The 18,592-nt window shown below is 55.4% G+C and carries 22 protein-coding genes and 1 tRNA gene; 16 read left to right on the forward strand and 7 right to left on the reverse strand.

What is annotated here, in order from left to right; translation table 11 throughout:
- Positions 1 to 30 precede the first annotated feature (30 nt).
- The 5 genes from phnL to RHP75_RS06675 are packed head-to-tail and all read left to right on the forward strand — an operon-like array spanning position 31 to position 4,438.
- Positions 31 to 744: a phosphonate C-P lyase system protein PhnL gene (gene phnL, locus RHP75_RS06655; RefSeq protein WP_167145448.1), complete on the forward strand. Its 714-nt coding sequence runs from the start codon at positions 31 to 33 to the stop codon at positions 742 to 744.
- Entirely contained in the window at positions 734 to 1,879 is a 1,146-nt protein-coding gene (locus RHP75_RS06660) for an alpha-D-ribose 1-methylphosphonate 5-triphosphate diphosphatase (RefSeq protein ID WP_311091034.1), read from the forward strand. Before phnL ends, RHP75_RS06660 begins: the two co-directional genes overlap by 11 nt.
- Complete coding sequence (phnN, locus tag RHP75_RS06665; RefSeq protein ID WP_311091035.1) at positions 1,879 to 2,463, forward strand: phosphonate metabolism protein/1,5-bisphosphokinase (PRPP-forming) PhnN; 585 nt, start codon at positions 1,879 to 1,881, stop codon at positions 2,461 to 2,463. Before RHP75_RS06660 ends, phnN begins: the two co-directional genes overlap by 1 nt.
- Positions 2,454 to 3,218: a phosphonate metabolism protein PhnP gene (gene phnP / locus RHP75_RS06670; protein ID WP_311091036.1), complete on the forward strand. Its 765-nt coding sequence runs from the start codon at positions 2,454 to 2,456 to the stop codon at positions 3,216 to 3,218. Before phnN ends, phnP begins: the two co-directional genes overlap by 10 nt.
- Positions 3,215 to 4,438, forward strand: coding sequence for an MFS transporter (locus RHP75_RS06675; RefSeq protein WP_311091037.1), 1,224 nt, complete (start codon positions 3,215 to 3,217; stop codon positions 4,436 to 4,438). The genes phnP and RHP75_RS06675 overlap by 4 nt, the downstream gene beginning before the upstream one ends.
- 108 nt (positions 4,439 to 4,546) lie before the next feature.
- Here RHP75_RS06675 and RHP75_RS06680 read toward each other — a convergent pair whose 3' ends face one another.
- Positions 4,547 to 5,014 (reverse strand): Lrp/AsnC family transcriptional regulator, encoded by a 468-nt coding sequence (locus RHP75_RS06680; protein ID WP_160088079.1) that lies wholly within the window; start codon positions 5,012 to 5,014, stop codon positions 4,547 to 4,549.
- Between the two features lie 201 nt (positions 5,015 to 5,215).
- Between RHP75_RS06680 and RHP75_RS06685 the strand changes: the two genes are divergently transcribed.
- Entirely contained in the window at positions 5,216 to 8,683 is a 3,468-nt protein-coding gene (locus RHP75_RS06685) for an indolepyruvate ferredoxin oxidoreductase family protein (RefSeq protein WP_311091038.1), read from the forward strand.
- Between the two features lie 81 nt (positions 8,684 to 8,764).
- Positions 8,765 to 9,817, forward strand: coding sequence for a Glu/Leu/Phe/Val dehydrogenase dimerization domain-containing protein (locus tag RHP75_RS06690; protein ID WP_311091039.1), 1,053 nt, complete (start codon positions 8,765 to 8,767; stop codon positions 9,815 to 9,817).
- 130 nt (positions 9,818 to 9,947) lie between these two features.
- Here RHP75_RS06690 and RHP75_RS06695 read toward each other — a convergent pair whose 3' ends face one another.
- Positions 9,948 to 10,427: a GNAT family N-acetyltransferase gene (locus RHP75_RS06695; RefSeq protein ID WP_257778734.1), complete on the reverse strand. Its 480-nt coding sequence runs from the start codon at positions 10,425 to 10,427 to the stop codon at positions 9,948 to 9,950.
- Between the two features lie 134 nt (positions 10,428 to 10,561).
- On the opposite strand from RHP75_RS06695, the gene RHP75_RS06700 reads away from it, so the two are divergent.
- Positions 10,562 to 10,636, forward strand: a tRNA-Arg gene (locus RHP75_RS06700).
- A gap of 208 nt (positions 10,637 to 10,844) precedes the next feature.
- On the opposite strand, the gene RHP75_RS06705 is transcribed toward RHP75_RS06700, so the two are convergent.
- Positions 10,845 to 11,048, reverse strand: a complete 204-nt coding sequence (locus tag RHP75_RS06705; RefSeq protein WP_311091040.1) for a hypothetical protein — start codon at positions 11,046 to 11,048, stop codon at positions 10,845 to 10,847.
- A gap of 488 nt (positions 11,049 to 11,536) precedes the next feature.
- Complete coding sequence (locus RHP75_RS06715) at positions 11,537 to 12,130, reverse strand: TetR/AcrR family transcriptional regulator (protein ID WP_311091041.1); 594 nt, start codon at positions 12,128 to 12,130, stop codon at positions 11,537 to 11,539.
- Positions 12,131 to 12,219: 89 nt separating this feature from the next.
- On the opposite strand from RHP75_RS06715, the gene RHP75_RS06720 reads away from it, so the two are divergent.
- The 3 genes from RHP75_RS06720 (at position 12,220) to RHP75_RS06730 (ending at position 14,508) form a co-directional block, all read left to right on the forward strand.
- Positions 12,220 to 12,591: a hypothetical protein gene (locus RHP75_RS06720; RefSeq protein ID WP_311091042.1), complete on the forward strand. Its 372-nt coding sequence runs from the start codon at positions 12,220 to 12,222 to the stop codon at positions 12,589 to 12,591.
- A 543-nt stretch (positions 12,592 to 13,134) separates the two neighbouring features.
- Complete coding sequence (locus RHP75_RS06725; RefSeq protein ID WP_311091043.1) at positions 13,135 to 13,755, forward strand: hypothetical protein; 621 nt, start codon at positions 13,135 to 13,137, stop codon at positions 13,753 to 13,755.
- Between the two features lie 126 nt (positions 13,756 to 13,881).
- On the forward strand, positions 13,882 to 14,508 hold the full coding sequence (locus tag RHP75_RS06730) for a hypothetical protein (RefSeq protein ID WP_311091044.1): 627 nt from the start codon (positions 13,882 to 13,884) through the stop codon (positions 14,506 to 14,508).
- Positions 14,509 to 14,574: 66 nt separating this feature from the next.
- On the opposite strand, the gene RHP75_RS06735 is transcribed toward RHP75_RS06730, so the two are convergent.
- From RHP75_RS06735 to RHP75_RS06745, 3 genes are all read right to left on the reverse strand, one after another.
- Positions 14,575 to 15,045, reverse strand: coding sequence for a hypothetical protein (locus tag RHP75_RS06735; RefSeq protein WP_311091045.1), 471 nt, complete (start codon positions 15,043 to 15,045; stop codon positions 14,575 to 14,577).
- Positions 15,046 to 15,246: 201 nt separating this feature from the next.
- Entirely contained in the window at positions 15,247 to 16,773 is a 1,527-nt protein-coding gene (locus RHP75_RS06740; RefSeq protein ID WP_311091046.1) for a P-loop ATPase, Sll1717 family, read from the reverse strand.
- A 118-nt stretch (positions 16,774 to 16,891) separates the two neighbouring features.
- Entirely contained in the window at positions 16,892 to 17,131 is a 240-nt protein-coding gene (locus RHP75_RS06745; protein ID WP_256665232.1) for a DNA-binding protein, read from the reverse strand.
- A 162-nt stretch (positions 17,132 to 17,293) separates the two neighbouring features.
- Here RHP75_RS06745 and RHP75_RS06750 point away from each other — a divergent pair, with 162 nt between their 5' ends.
- From RHP75_RS06750 to RHP75_RS06770, 5 genes are read left to right on the forward strand one after another with little or no spacing between them, the layout of a single operon-like run.
- Positions 17,294 to 17,503 carry a hypothetical protein gene (locus RHP75_RS06750; protein ID WP_108489580.1) on the forward strand — a complete coding sequence of 70 codons (210 nt, stop codon included), beginning with the start codon at positions 17,294 to 17,296 and terminating at the stop codon, positions 17,501 to 17,503.
- A 5-nt stretch (positions 17,504 to 17,508) separates the two neighbouring features.
- A complete protein-coding gene (locus tag RHP75_RS06755; RefSeq protein ID WP_311091048.1) occupies positions 17,509 to 17,679 on the forward strand; it encodes an Arc family DNA-binding protein in 171 nt (56 codons plus the stop codon).
- The gene (locus tag RHP75_RS06760; RefSeq protein WP_311091050.1) at positions 17,669 to 17,881 is read left to right on the forward strand and encodes a hypothetical protein; all 213 of its coding nucleotides are present in this window, start codon (positions 17,669 to 17,671) and stop codon (positions 17,879 to 17,881) included. The genes RHP75_RS06755 and RHP75_RS06760 overlap by 11 nt, the downstream gene beginning before the upstream one ends.
- The gene (locus tag RHP75_RS06765; protein ID WP_311091052.1) at positions 17,874 to 18,143 is read left to right on the forward strand and encodes a hypothetical protein; all 270 of its coding nucleotides are present in this window, start codon (positions 17,874 to 17,876) and stop codon (positions 18,141 to 18,143) included. The genes RHP75_RS06760 and RHP75_RS06765 overlap by 8 nt, the downstream gene beginning before the upstream one ends.
- Positions 18,136 to 18,525: a hypothetical protein gene (locus tag RHP75_RS06770; protein ID WP_311091053.1), complete on the forward strand. Its 390-nt coding sequence runs from the start codon at positions 18,136 to 18,138 to the stop codon at positions 18,523 to 18,525. Before RHP75_RS06765 ends, RHP75_RS06770 begins: the two co-directional genes overlap by 8 nt.
- Positions 18,526 to 18,592: the final 67 nt, after the last annotated feature.

Genomic DNA, 18,592 nt, shown 5'->3' on the forward strand with positions numbered 1-18,592 from the left:
TGCGGGCTGCCGGTCAATATGAGGTCAATCATGAATACGCTTATCGAGGTCTCCGGCCTCAGCAAGACCTTCACCCTGCATCAGCAGCACGGCGTGGTGCTGAATGTGTTGAGCGGGCTGCATTTCAGCGTGCGCGCCGGCGAGTGCCTGGTGCTGCACGGGCAATCCGGCGCCGGCAAGTCAACCTTGCTGCGCACCCTGTACGGCAACTACCTGGCCGCAGGCGGCAGCATTCGCGTGCTGCACAACGGCGCCTGGGTTGAGCTGGTCGGCGCTGAACCGCGCCAGGTGCTGGCGGTGCGCCGGCAGACCCTGGGCTATGTCAGCCAGTTTCTGCGGGTGATTCCCCGTGTGTCGACCCTGGATGTGGTGATGGAACCGGCCCTGGCCCGTGGCTGGAGCAAGGCCGATGCCGAAGCGCGGGCGAAAAGCCTGCTCAGCCGCCTGAATATCCCCCAGGCCCTGTGGCAGCTGGCCCCCGGCACCTTCTCGGGCGGCGAGCAGCAGCGGGTGAATATTGCCCGCGGCTTTATGGTCGCCTGGCCCCTGATGCTGCTGGATGAACCCACGGCCTCTCTGGACGACGCCAACCGTCAGGTGGTGTTGGAACTGATCGATGAAGCCAAGGCCGCCGGTAGCGCGCTGATCGGCATCTTCCACGACCGCGCCGCCCGTGAGGCGGTGGCCGATCGCTATTTGGACATGAGCGCTGCGGCGCAGCAGGAGTACGTATATGCCGGTTGAACAGATTCTTACCAACGCGCGGATCATCACCGCCGAGCAGGAGTTTGTCGGCACCCTGGTGCTGCGTGACGGCCTGATCGCCCAAGTAGAAGAGGGCGTTAGCGGCTTGCCCCAGGCGCAGAACTTGAATGGTGATTACCTGCTGCCCGGCCTGGTCGAGCTGCACACCGACAACCTGGAAAAATACATGAGCCCACGGCCGGGAGTGGATTGGCCATCAGCCTCGGCGGTGCTGACCCACGATGCGCAGATCGCTTCGGCGGGCATCACCACGGTGTTCGATGCCCTGGCAATTGGCGACGTCAACCCGCGCGGCAAACGCATGCAGCAACTGCCGGCGATGCTCGAAGCGATTGCTGGTGCGGCAGCGGCCGGGCATATGCGCGCCGATCACCGCCTGCACCTGCGCTGTGAGGTCTGCCATCCGGAGACCCTCGCGGTGTTTCGTGATCTGGTCGAGCACCCGCTGGTGCAGCTGGTGTCGGTGATGGACCACGCGCCAGGCCAGCGCCAGTTCGCCAAGGAAGACAAATACCGCGAGTACTACATTGGCAAGTACCACCTCAGCGAAGCGGAGATGGATGCCTTTATCGTCGAGCAGGTGGGTAACTCGCGGCAGTACAGTGACCGTCAGCGCCGCAGCATTGTGGCCGATTGCCAGGCCCGTGGTATTTCCGTGGCCAGCCACGATGACGCCACTCTGGCCCATGTGCAGGAGTCGGCGAGCTTTGGCATGTCCATCGCCGAGTTTCCCACCACCCTGGCGGCGGCCAAGGCCAGCCACGAGCTGGGCCTGAAGGTGCTGATGGGCGCGCCGAATATCGTGCGTGGTGGTTCGCACTCGGGCAATATCGCCGCCGCCGATCTGGCCCAGCATGGCGTGCTGGATATCCTCTCCAGCGATTATTACCCGGCCAGCCTGTTACAGGCTGCTTTGCTGCTGGCCGGGCAGGACAACGGCTATGATCTGCCGCGTGCGATTGCCACCGTCAGCCGCGTGCCGGCACAGGCGGCGGGGCTGGATGATCGCGGTGAAATCCGCGTTGGCCTGCGTGCTGACCTGGTGCAGGCGCATGTGCACGGGGGCCAGGCGGTGATCCAGCAAGTCTGGCGACAAGCGAAAAGGGTGTTCTGATGAGTGGCCGGTTGATCTATCTGATGGGGCCTTCGGGCTCGGGCAAGGACAGCCTGCTGAATGCCGCGCGTGAGCGCCTGGCCGAACGGGGTTGTGTAATCGCCCGGCGGGTCATCACCCGTTCGGCGGAAGCGGTGGGCGAGGACGCCATCGGCGTGTCGCCGGCCAAGTTCGACCAGCAGGAAGCCGCCGGCGCCTTTGCTCTGAGTTGGCGCGCCAACGGCCTGGCCTATGGCATCCCACGGCAGATCGATGACTGGCTGGCGGCGGGGCAGGATGTGCTGGTCAATGGTTCGCGCGGCTATCTGCCTAAGGCGCGCGAGCGCTATCCCGAACTGCTGGCGATTCTGCTGCAGGTGGATGAAGCAGTCCTACGCCAGCGCCTGCAAGCGCGCGGCCGGGAAAGCGCCGAGCAGATCGAGGCCCGCCTGGCGCGTAGCCGCGAACTGCAACTTCCTTCTGCCAAGGTGGTGGGGGATCGCGACGAAGGCGAATCGCAATTGTTGTTGAATAACTCCGGCCCACTTGAGCAAACCGTCACCCAGTTGCTGCAACTGCTTAGCGATGCCCGCGCATGCGCCTGACCCTGCTCGGCACCGGCGATGCCCGTCAGGTGCCGGTGTACAACTGCAGCTGCGCGGCCTGCGACAGCGCGCGGGTGTACCCCGCACGGCGCCGTGGCCCCTGTTGCGCGCTGATCGAATGTGGCGCGCAGCGCTGGCTGATCGACTCGGGCCTGACCGATTTGTGCGAGCGCTTCCCGCCCCATAGCCTGAGCGGCATTCTGCAAACCCATTACCATGCCGATCACGCACAGGGCTTGCTGCACCTGCGCTGGGGCCAGGGGCTGATTATTCCGGTGCATGGCCCGGATGATCCAGAAGGCTTGGCCGACTTGTACAAGCACCCCGGCATTCTCGATTTCAGCCAGCCGTTTGCCGCCTTCGAGCGGCGGCAACTGGGTGAGCTCAGCGTCACGGCGCTGTCGCTTAATCACTCCAAATTGACCTTTGGTTATCTACTGGAAGGCTTAACGGCGAGTGGCGAACAGCGGCGTATCGCCTATCTGACCGACACCCTCGGCGTGCCGGAAGCCAGCGCCGAGGTGCTGCGCCAGCAGCCGCTGGATCTACTGGTGCTGGATTGCTCCACCGCACCGCAACCCATCGCCCCGCGCAACCACAACGACCTGACCCGCGCGCTGGAGGTGGTCGAGCAGCTGCAACCCAGGCAAACCGTGCTGACCCATATCGGCCATAGCTTCGACGCCTGGTTGCTGGATAACCCCAGCGCCTTGCCGGCTGGCGTAAGCCTGGCCTTTGATGGGCGAGTGTTATGAATAACGCCCGCCGCATCACCCTGCTGCTGTGCGGCGCGGAAACCCTGGGCATGGCGGGTTTTGCTCTGTTTGCCGCCTTGTTACCGGATTTTCAGGCGCTGTGGGCGCTCTCCAATACTCAAGCTGGTTGGATCGGTGGCGGATTCTTTCTCGGCTATATGGTTGCGGTGCCGGTTCTCACCGGGCTGACCGACAAATACGATGCGCGGCTGATTTATCTGGCGGCGATGCTGCTGACCGCCGTGGCCAATGCCGGCTTTGTCTTTGCCGATGGCTTTTGGTCGGCTCTGGCCTGGCGCGTGCTGGCGGGCGTCGGTTTGGCTGGCACCTATATGCCGGGGCTCAAGGCGCTGTCCGAACGGATCGAAGGGCCGGCGCAGTCGCGCGCGGTTGCGTTCTATACCGCGAGCTTCGGCTTGGGCACGGCGCTGTCGTTTATCCTCGCCGGCGAGCTGGCCAAGTTCGGTGGCTGGCAGTTGCCGACGCTGCTTAGTGGCGTTTGCGCCTTGCTGGCCTGGGCCATGGTCTATTGGGGCTTGCAGCCAAAAGCGCTGGTGCAGCATGCGCCGCGCAAGCTGCTGGATCTGGCCCCGCTGAAAAACCGTGCGGTGGCGGCTTACTGCCTGGCGTATGCGGTGCATAACCTTGAGCTGTTTGCCCTGCGTGCCTGGGTGGTGGCCTTTGTGGTGTTTTCCGGGCAGCTGCAGGGCAGCGATCCCTGGCTGTCCGGCACCTGGGTGGCGATGCTGGTAACTCTGATCGGCATGCCCGCGAGCATCTTCGGCAACGAGTTGGCGCTGCGTTTCGGTCGGCAGCGCTGGTTGATCGCGGTGATGCTCTGCTCGGCGGTGCTGGCGCTGTTGATTGGCCTGAGTGCGGCACTGCCATTCTGGCTGATGCTGGTGTTGGTGCTGCTCTACAGCATCGCCGTCACCGCCGATTCGTCATCGCTGACAGCAGGGTTGATCGAAGTCGCACCCGCCAGCCACCGGGGCACGGCCATGGCGCTGTATTCGTGCACCGGCTTTAGCGGCGCCTTTCTCGGCCCGCTGCTGTTTGGCATCAGCCTGGATCTGTTGGGTGACAAGAGCCTGTTCGGCTGGTGGGCCGCGTTTGCCCTGATGGGCCTGCTATTGCTGCTCGGCCCGCTGGCATTGTGGTGGGCGGGCAAAGCGCAGTCGGAAAGCGCCCTGCGCCAGCCGCGTGCGGAGGCTGTGTAGGTTGGGTGTATGGGAGGGGCTTTAGCTGCGACAAGCTGTAGCTTTTAAAAGCTGTCGCGGCTAAAGCCCCTCCCACGGTTTTAACCAGCCATTCCGCTGCGGTTTATTTCAATCCAGCGGCAACTCGGTGGTGCGCTTAACCTCGCTCATGGCGATATGCGAGTGCGCTTCGTGCACATGCGGGCGTTGCAGCAGGTGGTCGCGCAGGAAGCGTTCGTAGCTGGCGATGTCCTTGGCCACCACCTTGAGCAGGTAATCCGAGCCGCCAGCCATGGTGAAACACTCCAGCACCTCGGGGTAACCGACCACGGCGCGCTCGAATTCTTCCAGGTTGCTGCGCCCGTGAGCCGACAACTTGATATCGACAAATACGGTGATGCTAAAGCCCAGTTGCTTGTGGCTGAGCAGGGCCACCTTGCGCTCGATAATGCCGTCTTCCTGCATGCGATGAATCCGCCGCCAGCAGGGCGATTGTGACAACTCCACCTTCTCGGCGATCTCGGCGGCGGAGAGGTCGGCATTGTGCTGCAGCAGGCGGAGAATTTTCCGATCAATGGGGCTGAGCAAGTCCTGCATGATTGTTCCTGGATTCTTGTATTTATTGGAAAGGTCATGCGCAGTATTGGCTTTTCATCCCAAAAATAGAAAGAAAATCTCCGTACTGCTCAGTCATATTCTTGGCCATACGCCTTGTGGGGTGATCCCGCACTAGGCTTAACAAGGGTGGCATTCACCGTTGCCAACCCAGCTCTCGATAAAAATAACAGGAGCACCACCATGTCTCTGGCCGAGATCCGCCTGGATGACAAGTACCGCCTTGCTACCGGTCACCTCTACCTGACCGGCACCCAGGCGCTGACCCGCCTGCCCATGCTGCAGAAGCAACGCGACGCAGCTCATGGCCTGAATACCGCGTGCTTTATTTCCGGCTACCGTGGCTCGCCCCTAGGCAACCTCGACAAGAGCCTGTGGGACGCCAAGCAGTACCTCAAGGACAATCACATCCACTTCCAGCCGGGGGTCAACGAAGAGTTGGCCGCCACCGCCGTGTGGGGCAGTCAGCAGACCAGCCTGTTCCCCGGTGCGCGCTACGATGGTGTGTTCGCCATGTGGTACGGCAAGGGCCCAGGTGTGGACCGCTGCGGTGATGTGTTCAAGCACGGTAACTCGGCCGGCGTTTCCGAGCATGGCGGCGTGCTGCTGCTGGCTGGCGACGACCATGGCTGCAAATCTTCGAGCATTGCCAACCAGAGCGAGCATGCGTTTATCGCCGCCTCGATCCCGGTGCTCAACCCGGCCAACGTTCAGGAAATTCTCGATTACGGCATCATCGGCTGGGAACTGTCGCGTTACAGCGGTTGCTGGGTGGCGCTGAAAACCATCGCCGAGAACGTCGATTCCTCGGCCGTGGTGGATGTCGACCCGCTGCGCATGCAGGTGAAGATTCCCGAGGATTTCCAGCTGCCGGAAGACGGCGTGTATATCCGCTGGCCCGACCCGCCCCTGGCCCAGGAAGCGCGCCTCAACACCTACAAAATCTACGCCGCCCGCGCTTTTGCGCTGGCCAACAACCTCAACCAGATCAAGCTCGATTCGCCCAACCCGCGCTTAGGAATTATCACCACCGGCAAGTCCTACCTCGACGTGCGTCAGGCTCTGGATGACCTTGGCCTGGATGAAGCGCTGTGCGCCCAGGTCGGCCTGCGCGTGCTCAAGGTTGGCATGAGCTGGCCGCTGGAACCGGTGTCGGTGCATGAGTTTGCCGAAGGCCTGGACGAGATTCTGGTGGTCGAGGAAAAACGCAGCATCATCGAAGACCAGCTCACCGGTCAGCTCTACAACTGGCCCGTGGGTAAGCGCCCGGTGGTGGTTGGCGAGTTTGATGAGGCCGGCCATTCGCTGCTGCCGAATCTGTCCGAACTGACCCCGGCGATGATCGCCCGCGCCATCGCCAAGCGCCTCGCTCCGATCTACAGCAGCCCACAGATTGAAGAGCGCCTGGCCTTTCTCGCGGCCAAGGAAGCCTCGCTGGCCGCGCCCAAACACACCACTGTGCGCACCCCGCATTTCTGCTCTGGCTGCCCGCATAACACCTCGACCAAACTGCCGGAAGGCAGCCGTGCCCAGGGCGGTATCGGTTGCCATTACATGACCCAGTGGATGGACCGCAACACCGACACCTTCACCCAGATGGGCGGCGAGGGCGCGACCTGGATTGGCCAGGCGCCGTTTACCGACACCCCGCATATCTTCCAGAACCTCGGTGACGGCACCTACTTCCATTCCGGCCAACTGGCCCTGCGTGCGGCTGTAGCTGCCGGGGTGAATATCACCTACAAAATTCTTTATAACGACGCCGTGGCCATGACCGGCGGCCAGCCCATCGACGGCGAACTGCGCGTCGATCAACTGAGCCAACAGGTGTATGCCGAAGGGGTGAAACGCATCGCCTTGGTCACCGACGAGCCGGAGAAATACCCGACCCGCAACACCTTCGCGCCCATCGTCACCTTTCACCATCGCCGTGATCTGGATGCCGTGCAGCGCGAGTTGCGCGAGTTCAAGGGCTGCTCGGTGATCATCTATGACCAGACCTGTGCCACCGAGAAACGCCGTCGGCGCAAGCGCGGCAAGCTGGTCGACCCGCAGAAACGTGCCTTTATCAACTCGGCGGTGTGCGAGGGCTGCGGCGATTGCAGCGTCAAATCCAACTGCCTGTCGGTGCTGCCGCTGGAAACCGAACTGGGCCGCAAGCGCGAGATCGACCAGAACTCCTGCAACAAGGATTTCAGCTGCGTTGAAGGCTTCTGCCCAAGCTTTGTCACCGTGCACGGCGGCAGTCTGCGCAAACCCACGGCCGTTGGCCTGGGTGCGCTATTTATCGCCTTGCCGGAGCCGCGCCAACCGGCGCTGGATCGCCCCTGGAATATCCTCCTGCCGGGTGTCGGCGGCAGCGGCGTAACCACTGTCGGCGCATTGCTCGGCATGGCTGCGCATATCGAAGGCAAGGGCTGCAGCGTACTCGACCAAGCCGGCCTGGCGCAGAAGTTCGGCCCGGTGATCACCCATATCCGCGTTGCCGCCAAGCAGGACGATATCTTTGCCGTACGCATCGCCGCCGGTGAAACCGATCTGCTGCTGGGTTGCGATCTGGTGGTGTCGGCCAGTGAAGAGGCCCTGGCCAAACTAAATGACAAGATCGCCCATGCGGTGGTCAACAGCCATGAAGCGGCCACTGCCGAATTCACCCGCAATCCCGATGCTCAGGTGCCCGGTGCGGCCATGCGCGAGGCGCTGATCGAGGCGGTGGGGGCGAGCAAAACCCACTTTGTCGATGCCAGCCGTCTGGCCACGCGGCTGCTCGGCGACAGCATCGCCACCAACCTGTTTATGCTCGGTTTCGCGTATCAGAAGGGCCTGGTGCCGGTGTCCGCCGAAGCCATCAACAAGGCCATCGAGCTTAACGGCGTGGCCGTACAGCTCAATCAGCAGGCCTTCCTCTGGGGCCGTCGTGCCGCCCATGATGCGGTCGCCGTGGAGCGTCTGGCCAAGCCAGACGTGATCGAAGCGCCGCATTGTCAGACCCTGGAAGACATCATCGCTGACCGCGTTGTACGTCTGACCGCCTACCAGAACGCAGCCTACGCCGAGCGCTACCGCGAGCAGGTGGCGCGGGTGCAGCAGGTCGACAAGAGCGCTGACCAAGCCCTAAGCAAGGCCGTGGCGCGCTATTACTTCAAACTGCTGGCCTACAAGGACGAGTACGAAGTGGCACGGCTGTACAGCGACGGCAGTTTTATCCGCCAGCTGGAGGCGCAGTTCACTGGCGACTACCGCCTGGAGTTCCACCTGGCACCGTCCTGGCTGAGCAAGCCGGATGCCAGCACCGGCGAGCCGCGCAAGCGTCAGTTCGGCGCCTGGATGCTCAAGGCCTTCGGCGTACTGGCCAAGTTCAAGTTTCTGCGTGGCACACCGTTGGATCTGTTCGGCTATAGCGCCGAACGCAAGCTGGAGCTGCAGCTGATCGACGACTACGAGCAGAACCTGGACTACCTGCTCAAGGAACTCAACGCCGACAACTACCGCACCGCGTTGGCCCTGGCCGAGTTGCCGGAACAGATCCGCGGCTATGGCCACGTCAAGGAACGCAGCCTGGCCAAGGTGCGCGAGCAGAGCGCTCAGCTCAAGGCGCGCATGGTCGTCAGCCAGATCGCCGCTGTGCAGTTGTTCGAGCCGGCCGCATAACAAACCCCTGACGCTTATAACCTTCACCCTCTCCCTTAACAGGGAGAGGGCGACCTCTTACAACAAAAAAACGAGGCACCTATGTCCGTGTTTTCCCATATCGATTTCGACCACCACGAACAGGTGGTCTACGGCCACGACAAGGCCAGCGGCCTGCGGGCGATTATCGCCATTCACAACAGCAACCTCGGCCCGGCTCTCGGCGGTTGCCGCATGTGGCCCTACGCCAATGACGATGAAGCGCTGCGCGATGTGCTGCGCCTGTCGCGCGGTATGACCTACAAATCGGCCCTGGCCAACCTGCCGCTCGGTGGTGGCAAGGCAGTGATCATCGGTGACCCGCATAAAGGCAAGAGCGCGGCGCTGTTCCAGGCCATGGGTGATTTTGTCGACAGCCTCGGCGGGCGCTATATCACCGCCGCCGACTCCGGCACCGGTGTGGCGGAAATGCAGATCATGGCCGAGCGTACGCGCCACGTATCCGGCGCCGAGCTGCGCGAAGCCTTCGCTGGCGGCACGCGCAATGGCGACCCGTCACCGTCCACCGCCTATGGGGTGTTTATCGGCATCCAGACCGCAGTCAAACACCGTCTGGGTCGTAATGATCTGCACGGTCTGAAAGTCGCGATCCAGGGGGTAGGGCAGGTCGGTTTCGACCTGGCGCGCCAGCTGAAAGCCGCCGGCGCTGAGCTGTGGGTAAGCGATATCGTCGAAGCCAATGTGCGTCGCGCGGTCGAGCAGTTGGGCGCAACCGCCGTTACCCAGCAGGCGATTTTCGGTCTGGATATCGATGTATTCGCGCCATGCGCCATGGGCGGCATCATCAACCAGCAAACCCTGGAAGCCCTGCGCGCGCCGATTATCGCCGGCGCCGCCAACAACCAACTGGCCGATGCCAGCCTGGCGGAAACCCTGCGTCGCAACGAATGCCTGTACGCGCCGGATTACGCAATCAACGCCGGCGGCATTATCGATGTCTGCTACGAGCGCACCGGCGGCAGCGCCGCACAGCTCAAGGCGCATATCGAAGGCATCGGCGCGACCCTGGAACAGATATTCCAACGCGCCGATGCGGCGAGCAAAACTACCGTGGAGATCGCTGATCAATTAGCCGAAGAGCGGTTCGGTCGTTAGAAACAGCCCGGCTGTTTCCCGCCCTATTGGCACGTTTTACAACACCTGTAGGAGCGGGCTTGCCCGCGATACTTTCAGGTCGACATCAATTCGCGGGCATGGCCCGCTCCTACAAAGTCGTTGATAGCCTCTAGTCCAGCATCAGCGCCAGGCTGACGCCATGCGGCTTAAAGCCCAGATTGGCATAAAAAGCATGGGCGGCCTCACGGCTCTGGCTGCTGGACAGCGCCACCTTGTAACAACCCCAGGTGCGGGCGCGTTCGATGGCTTTGCCCATCAGCGCCTGGCCAATCCCCAGGCCGCGCGCTTCAGTATCCACCACCACATCTTCCAGAATCGCCGAGCGGGCGAAGTTGTGCGCCAGATGTTCAATCAGATTGACCGTGCAGGTGCCGAGCAACTTGCCGTCACGCTCGGCCACCAGCACCACACGGCTCACCGGCAGCTCGCTCAGGCGCAACGCCAACAGCTTGGCATCGGCACGCGGCTCATCGGGCGCTAGTTGTTGCAGTAAGGCCGCCAGGGCAGCGGCATCGTTAACGCTGACCGCTCGCAGGTGAAAATCGGCGAAAGGCGAATCCGGCAGATGGTGCGAAGCAGCGGGGCGCATGACGATCTCCTCTCCTTATGACAACCGGTTGGCAGTCAGTTGGCAGTATGGCGCCGAGATGATGGCAGCGGCATGACAAACGCGTGAGGTCTCGCTAAGATGCCGCCCGCTGGTGGCCCGTCTATCCAGCCTCGGTTCCCATAGTTCAATGGATAGAATAAGCCCCTCCTAAGGGCTAGATACTGGTTCGAATCCAGTTGGGAACGCCATCTACTGCAGCGCGTCAGGGTTATTAGCAAATGCCTGACGGCATTGCTCGCACGACTCAGCGCTTACTTCGGTGATCACTGGATTGTCAGTTCAGCCAAATGCTGCCTTTGCTTTGGTCTAGGTGTGCCGCGTTAATCCAGAAAGCAAAAAGCCCCGAATTTTTTAGAAATCAGGGCTTTGAAAATTCAGCTAATGCTCGTTCAGTAGTTAGGCAGTCTCATTTTCCAACGCCTCAACTAATTTTTCTAACTGAGCTAGAGGTAGGTCGTGTGGCGCCTCAATACGCTCTTTCAATTTTTCTGAGAACTCAACAGCAGATGCCTGATCTTTAAAAGTAAGCGCTATGGTTCCAGCTTTTACCGACCATTGCTCTCCATCTTTCGTCGCCATCTTAGAAATTAAAATTTCCATGCCAGTTCCTTCAGCGAATTGAATCGAACAGCGAATTTTAAGCAAAAAAAAGACCAACAGCGTTGGCCTTAACTTAAGGTATGAGCAGCACCTGATGACAATCAGATGAACTTATGTTGATCCCAAACTGTTGCACAAATATGACTGACTAAGAGTCCAGTTGTCCGCTCGTCCGATCCCTGCGGGCTGAAACTTTTTCGCAATGTTTTTCCAATAGCTTGCCGTCTTCACTTTGAGGGCAAGATTTTGAATCGCAACACACGAAAGACACTCACCGCCATTGCTGACCACAACGAAGATGCTGCTATTGCGCTGATGCGCGCTGCAGAGCGCACAGGCGATGAAGTCCTTAGGCATCAAATGCTTCGTGTCATCCACCGCCTTAACCAAGATGCAATCGACCTGCGCTCCCTTCGCGATGATGCTCAGTCATCCGTTCGCAAGCTTGCTTGAACTTCCCCTCGCATGGCATGAAACCCCTTGCTGTCTTAGCAAGACTGTGTGCGTCTGAGACCATCAATGAATTGCCGAATAGCCAACTCTTGCTCATCAGCTGTTGCTTTGCACTTTTGATGCAGTGAGATCAGGGCCATTTCACCTATCAATGCATTTAACAGCATGGATGTCAGTTCCACTGAGGCGACGTCAATTTCACCGGCGGTAATTGCTCTTTCAAGGCCCATCGTCATTGGGCCCATGCTCCATTGCGCTTCAATTTCTCGTGCTCTTTTCCATCCGAGGACCTGTGGCCCCTGGTCAAGCAGAATCGTACCTACTTCTGGCTGTCGGACTGAACGAAGCCAAGCCAAGCACGCTTCGGTGAGATCTGCCAACGCAGAATCACCACCCTTGCCAGTGCGTGCTGCATCTGCGGTGGTTTCCTTTACAACCGAAACAAACACCGCTTCGAACAGGTCTTTTTTGCTGTCGAAATAATGGTAGAGCGCACCTCGAGAGACCCCGGCATGCTCCAGGATGCTGTCGGTATGTGTGTGCTCGTATCTACTGTCGGCGAAGTGAATGCGGGCCGCATTAATGATGCTTTCACGTGTCGCTTCGCGTCGCTCTTTGTTGGTGGCCATATATTTACAGATACCGTGTCGGTTTGTTAGCGTGTGGCTGAAACCGACACGCTGTATGTTTTCCGTCCCTCGCCACTAGGAGCAGTGAAATGTCCGATTACCCCAAAGCATTCGACCATATGCTGGCAGCATGGAATGAGTCAGAACCCTCGCTGGTACGGTCACATCTTGAGAAGGCGCTGGCACCAGAAGTTCGTTTTATCGATCCCTCGGTTGACATCACTGGCATCGATAGCTTTGAAAGAAATGTACACGACGTACATAGCAAGAACCCAGGGGCGGTCTATTCAAGAATCAGTGCGGTCAACTCTCACCATGGCTTTCATCGATATCACTGGGCGATACATAACAAAGACGGTCATCTTATGCTTCCAGGATTTGACGTGGTGGAGACTGACGCTGCTGGCCGCGTCACCTCTGTGATCGGTTTTTTTGGTGAGTTGCCAACAGATTCCGTCTGATTTCGCAGCTTGGCTCAATCGCCCGTTACGCTGTAAGCCTCCACATGTCTTTTGAGCGATCATGTGGGGACCGTCATTTCCTAAGCCTGCGATCAACCTTCGACACACCCTGGCGCCAGAATGCAAAAAGCCCCGAAATCTTATTAGAAATCAGGGCTTTAAAAACTGCGATTTGGAGCGGGTGATGGGAATCGAACCCTCTGTTTCTGCCTGCGTTATCCCGCTAAGCCTTGCTATTCCTGGGCTCTAGCTAACGCACACCCGCATAAATCCGCTTTTCTTCGCTGTGATTTCGACACTTTTTCGACACGTACGCTAGACATTCTCTAGGCCGAACAGTAGCGTCTAGCCATCACTGCATCTTGGTTGACCTAGGGCGTGAGCACCCCATGTTGCTTTTCGCATGCCTGACTCGCTTTCTCCTTCGTTTTTTCTATGCATATCAAGGCTTTACAGCGCGACAAGGATCGCTATCAGGCATCTTAAGGTGTGTTATGCGACAGCGATGTCGTCTAATTAATAGTTATATTTTTAGGAGAATGAATGGATATCAGCGTAATAAGAAAAAGGATAGCATCTTTATCTTTTGTGAATAGCTATATTGTTAGATATAACAATGTCTCATCTAATGTTGTTCCTGATACACTTTTTACTGTGAGAATTTATGCAGATGCAAAGTTTGAAAATGCACCTTTGTTTATTGTTTCAGAACCTGCATCTAAGCACTGTCACATAGTGCAGAATGCGTCTGAGAATTTAGCTAGAATAATATTTAGTTTTGAAGAGAGACATATCGCAGCTCTAAAAAAAGCAGATGATCAAATTGCAAGGCAAGATTTTCAATCATCATTTTTGCAAGAAATTATGAACCATTCCTCTATATTGCCAGCCAAACAACATTTAAGTACGATTGAGTCAACTATAATGTTGTCGGGTTTTATATGTGAAGGGTTTAGCTACCTATCTGAGTTATATGAAAGTAATAAACATGCAAAACATCTTAGTGGTCTTTTGAAAAAAAGTTTATTTGCAGAGCATACGAGGCATGAGCACGGTCAAGAATTTGTTAGTCTTGTAGATTATAGTGGGGCACAACGAAATCAACTTGTAAGTGAGCTAGCGCCAGATGATTTTGAAAAAAAATTTGGTATTTCTTTAATATAAAATTGCAAATCTGAAAGGTTGCTTAAGCGGACAAGAAGTTAGTTTTTCTCGGCCCTTACTAATTTTAGCTGGCTATTTTATTACCGATTAGCAAGGCGTTAGGCTAATTAAAAATAAGAGAGATATATGGATAACATAGCTCTAGAGATTTTAGCAAAAGTTGATGCATTTTATTCCTCTGCATTTTCACAGTTGCTTGCAATTACACTTGGGATAATTGCCTTTGCTGGCGTCTTCGTCCCAATACTGACAACTTATTATCAGAATAGAAATATTAAAATAGAAAAACAAAATCTGGAAGATTATATAGCCAACAAGGTTAATAACTTAAAAGAAGAATTAACTTTAAATTTAAATTATGAGCTCCAGGAGAAGCTGGCCGAGTTTGAAAAAAAACAAGAGGCGAAAACAGATAAAATCATTGCCGGATTATTACACGTACAAGCTAGTCTACAATTGAGTAACTCACATTTTAAACACGCAACAAGCAGTATCATATCTTCAATTGAAAGATGTATCAGTGCTGGCGACGAGTTAAATCTTTCACGTGGGTTTTCTATACTTATAGAGCAGTGCCTTCCTGAAATAAAACCAGAAGAAGAGATAAATCTAGAAAATTTGGCTATAAAAATAGAAGGCATACATAATAAAATGTCAAAACTTAATAGCGGCGGTAGATATTCCGACGTACTGAGCGAGCTAAAAAGAGCACATAAAAAAACTATAGTTCGCCTGAGTGAAACTGAAAGATAAAAATCCTAACAAGGCGCTCTGGGACCGGCTCAGGCCGGCCCCTTAATCAAACGTAAGCGTCTTCCTCTAATTTCTATATTGTAGGCCAACCCGAGACTTACAGTTCCTTTGCTCAATGCTTCCGTTAGGGCGGCCTCCGCACACCCAGTCTTTTAGCTTTAGTTCCTCTTTTATCACAGTCACCCGCATTTTTGCGGCGGGTTTTTCTGCCTTTATTGGTTGATATGTTTCTTTGAAGGCCAGCACGTTATCTGCGCCTCGCGGTTTGTAGTTCAGATCATTGAACACTGTTTGCTTGGTGGCGGTGTTTTCTGTGCTTGTAGGCAGTTCCGCTTGCGGTTGAGACATTGCGTCTCGCCTTGCCTGCTCTTCGACCACTTTGTTCCAATCCGTCTGGGGCTCTGCTCGACGTATTTCGGCAACTGGTAGGGCGGTTGGCTGCTGCTTGCTTTCGGCCAGGTTCTTTACGGTGCCCTGCAGGAAGGCTTGGCTATGGCCGTGGTGGCTAGTTGCTGCAACAGCTTTTCTTCGTCTCATCAGGCGCTAGGTGCAAAAACAGGCTTTCGCCAGGCCAGCGTGAAAAAATGATCCACATGGCAAACCCTCCTTGGCTTTATTTCTTTATATCGAAATTATCTTAGATAAACTTTTACAGTTATATTTTTAGTGCGCTTCTAAATAAAGCAGAAAATTTTTGATGTCTGCTATAACTGGTAATACTTACACTAAGTTAAATTTTTACCTGTTTTGAAGGTATATTTTTATTCCGGAGTGGAGGATTATGCATGAATCTTTGTCAATACTGTATTCCTGTGCGTCTTTTTTTGAGATTTTATGTTTGAAGCGAACAAATTTATTTTGGGGGTTTACAGTGCCAATAATTGACCTATTGAATAGGTCATCAAGAATGTTGCTAGCTTTGGATTTTTCTAAATAACAATTTTCGCATATTATATTAATTGCTTCTGTATAAGTGCAGTCGTATACGTTCCCGATATTTTTTAGGGATAGTATTATATTTTCTATTTCGTCTGGCTCGTAGAATGAGGAGAGCTCATTGCTAAGCTCTTTTATCATTTCGGATGCGTATTGCCCTATTAGTTGATTAATGCTGGACTTGTTTAGTGGGATGCTATATCCGCCAGTTTCGAGCGGTTTAAATAAAAGGATAAAGTCGCGAGGCCTTAAAAAGGTATGGTCGGCTACGTATTTGAAACTGCTTTTTGGTCTGAAGTCATCTTCTATAAGGCTTTCCCATGGCTTACTACCTGACATAGGAATGCCGGCGTTTTTGAAGGCGTGGGCTGTTCGTTTATTTATTAATTTCTTTAAGCCTATTTCATCTTCCTTTTTGTTTATTATAAATTCATCCTGATACCAATTTAGTTGTACCCCGTAGGATGAAAATATTTTAGAGATATCTGAGCCTAGCGGGGATAAGAGTCGTTCAATGTCGTCTCGAATAAGGATGACTACTTTTGCAGGAGCTCCATTTTTTGCAAAAACTGTGTTGTTTACGTGTTTTGCTGTTCTGATTAGGCTGAGTAAAGTATCGACTGACTCGGAGTTGTTGGCTTTGAAGCCTATATCAAGATCGTCAAAAAAAATAGCGTAAGAGTTTTTGTTCTCTAGGCTAAGTTTATTTTTTAGAACATCGATTACAACTAATTCTAAGTGTGGGAGCAGTTTATAGTACGGGGCTCTGGACTCTTTTAGCTCAACATCTCTGTTGTATTTCCCCTTAAAGAAGCGTTTGAAGTGCTCTATGCTAACTTCGAACTTATGTCTTCTAATTAGCTCGGTCACTTCATCTTTGTTTATTTCTATGTAGCCAGAGTTCTTCTTTATGAATTCATTTAGTAGCTTGTAGGGTTGTGCGTTCTGAACGGATTCGTTTAAGCAGAACTGCTTTAGGAGATTTGTATAAATCAGCCATTTAAATAGCTGGTCTTTTGTGTGGTCTAACCCCGCATTTGTTCCTAGCTGCACAAGTTGCTCAAGACTGATATTGTCTTGTCTTATAAATGAACAGAATAAATTCGCACCAGCAACCGCGCTTGCATACTCTGCAAAAGCGCTTTTCCCACAGCCTTTCCTGCCTATTATTATAAATTTTTCGTTACTAAGCTCAGTGAATAGATCATGGTGGTCTTCATATACATCTCTTAAACTTACTTTAGATGTCGGTAACGATTCAGCTTCTGCTTCTGGTGCTCCGAAATAAAGTGCAGATTTTCTTTTCTTTGCGAAGTCATGGAAAACCATATTTAGTCCTTTTGGATTCTTCTGAGCTTTACGAAATATAGTGCTGGTTCAGTTGACCAGTATCCCTGCGCTCAACGTGTTCGGGCGTACCAGCGTCTAGTCACTTCCTGGGTGATCGCTATCCCGCGTTGGGTTGGCTCAAGTTTCGGTTGGCTTCGTCGTAGTCAGGGCTGGTTTGCCCGATTTCTGGGGCGATCTGTCCGCTTGATAGCCATAGGGCGTACTGCGGATAGACCTTCACCAGCACGTCTATCTCATCGGTGCTGACTCTCACCGCACCTTTGCTCACGCTCTTCCAGCGATCGTGATCGCCATTCCCCATTTCGCTGGCTTTTTTCGGCCCCAGCTTCTTAATCAATAAGCGTGCTCTATCGGCTGAGCTTGTCATATAGAAAACAATTTCACTTTATTCGGGGGCAACTGTTGCCCTGTGGATCACTGCGGGGATATATTTGCCCCTAGAGAAAATATTGCTCCGATGAATTCTCGGATTAATGCTGAATATAGTGGAGTAAAGCTTATGGATACGGAAGGTCTCGACCCTCAAAAGCTGCACGGTGCACCGCCCCTGATGCCATGGCCAAAGTTCGCCGAGTGGATCGGCATGGGTGACGAGCCAATCGTCGTTCGTTCCTGGGTAGAACGCGGCTACCTGCCTTCAAAGAAGGTGGGCAAACGCACCATGGTTAACGTCGTGCGGCTGGTGCAGCAGCTGCTTGATGAGGAGTAAGGCACATGAGCCGAACTGACCCGCAATTCAAGCTGCGAGTGCCGCTAGCACTGCGCCTGCAGATCGAACAAGCCGCCCAAGCTACCCGCCGCTCGATGAACGCCGAAATGGTCGTGCGTCTGGAAGCCAGCTTCGCCAAGGAACAGCCCCTGCAGGAGAAACCCCATGATCAGTGACGACAGCATGGATCTGTGCAGCGTTAAGACCTTCGCCGAAATGAGCGGCATATCCATCGAAGAGGCAATCGACTGGGTGGACAACGGCACCGTCCCGAGCATGCGGCTGGCCGATTTCCGCATGGTCAACCTAGCTCGCCTGCGTGCTGACTTGCTCAAGGGCAAAACCGAGTTCAAAGCGGGGGACTACAGCCATGCCTAGCCCAAGTCATACCCTGGATGCCGTCACCGCTGTTGGCTACATCGGCAAGCCTGTCCACGTTGAGCTGGAGTGGGACAACGATCCCGAGCCGTTCTGTCGCTCGGGCTATGTCATCGGCATCGTCCTGCCGGTTAAAGGCGTACAGGAACAGGCCTATCTAATGGTCATGAGCCCTGGCGAAGACTTCCCCGTGGAAGCCTACCTAGAGGACATACGCTCCATCCACATTGCCGATCAGATTGAGGGCTTCAGCCATGCCTAGCCCCTGCCTCTCTCCCGATGCTGCCACTGCTATCAGCTACATCGGCAAAACCGCGCTTATGGAATTGCGCTGGGATGATGAGCCGGAATCGGTGTTTCAAGTCATGCACGTTGTTGGCGTAGTCCTGCCCATGGAAGGCGTCTGTGACCATGCCTGCTTCATGGCCGTGTATTTCGACACGACTGACCCCTACCCGGAGCGGGTGTTCTTCCACGAAATCCGCAACATTTGGGCGGTGCAGCACCGCGACCGGCATGGTTCCGGCAACGTACTGGGCTGCATCGCCCACCCTAACTCGGCTGAGTCAGGGGCCGCGCTCCCGGCTCGTCGGAACAGCTCCACCGTTCCGTCGAACGGAAGCACGGGCGCAGCGCACCCTTGACGCGGTATGCCTATGAACAGCCTATCTACGGGAGCATGGGGTAGCTTCTCCGCCCCATGCTCCCGAG

This window comes from Pseudomonas sp. SG20056 (assembly GCF_031764535.1).
Classification (GTDB): domain Bacteria; phylum Pseudomonadota; class Gammaproteobacteria; order Pseudomonadales; family Pseudomonadaceae; genus Aquipseudomonas.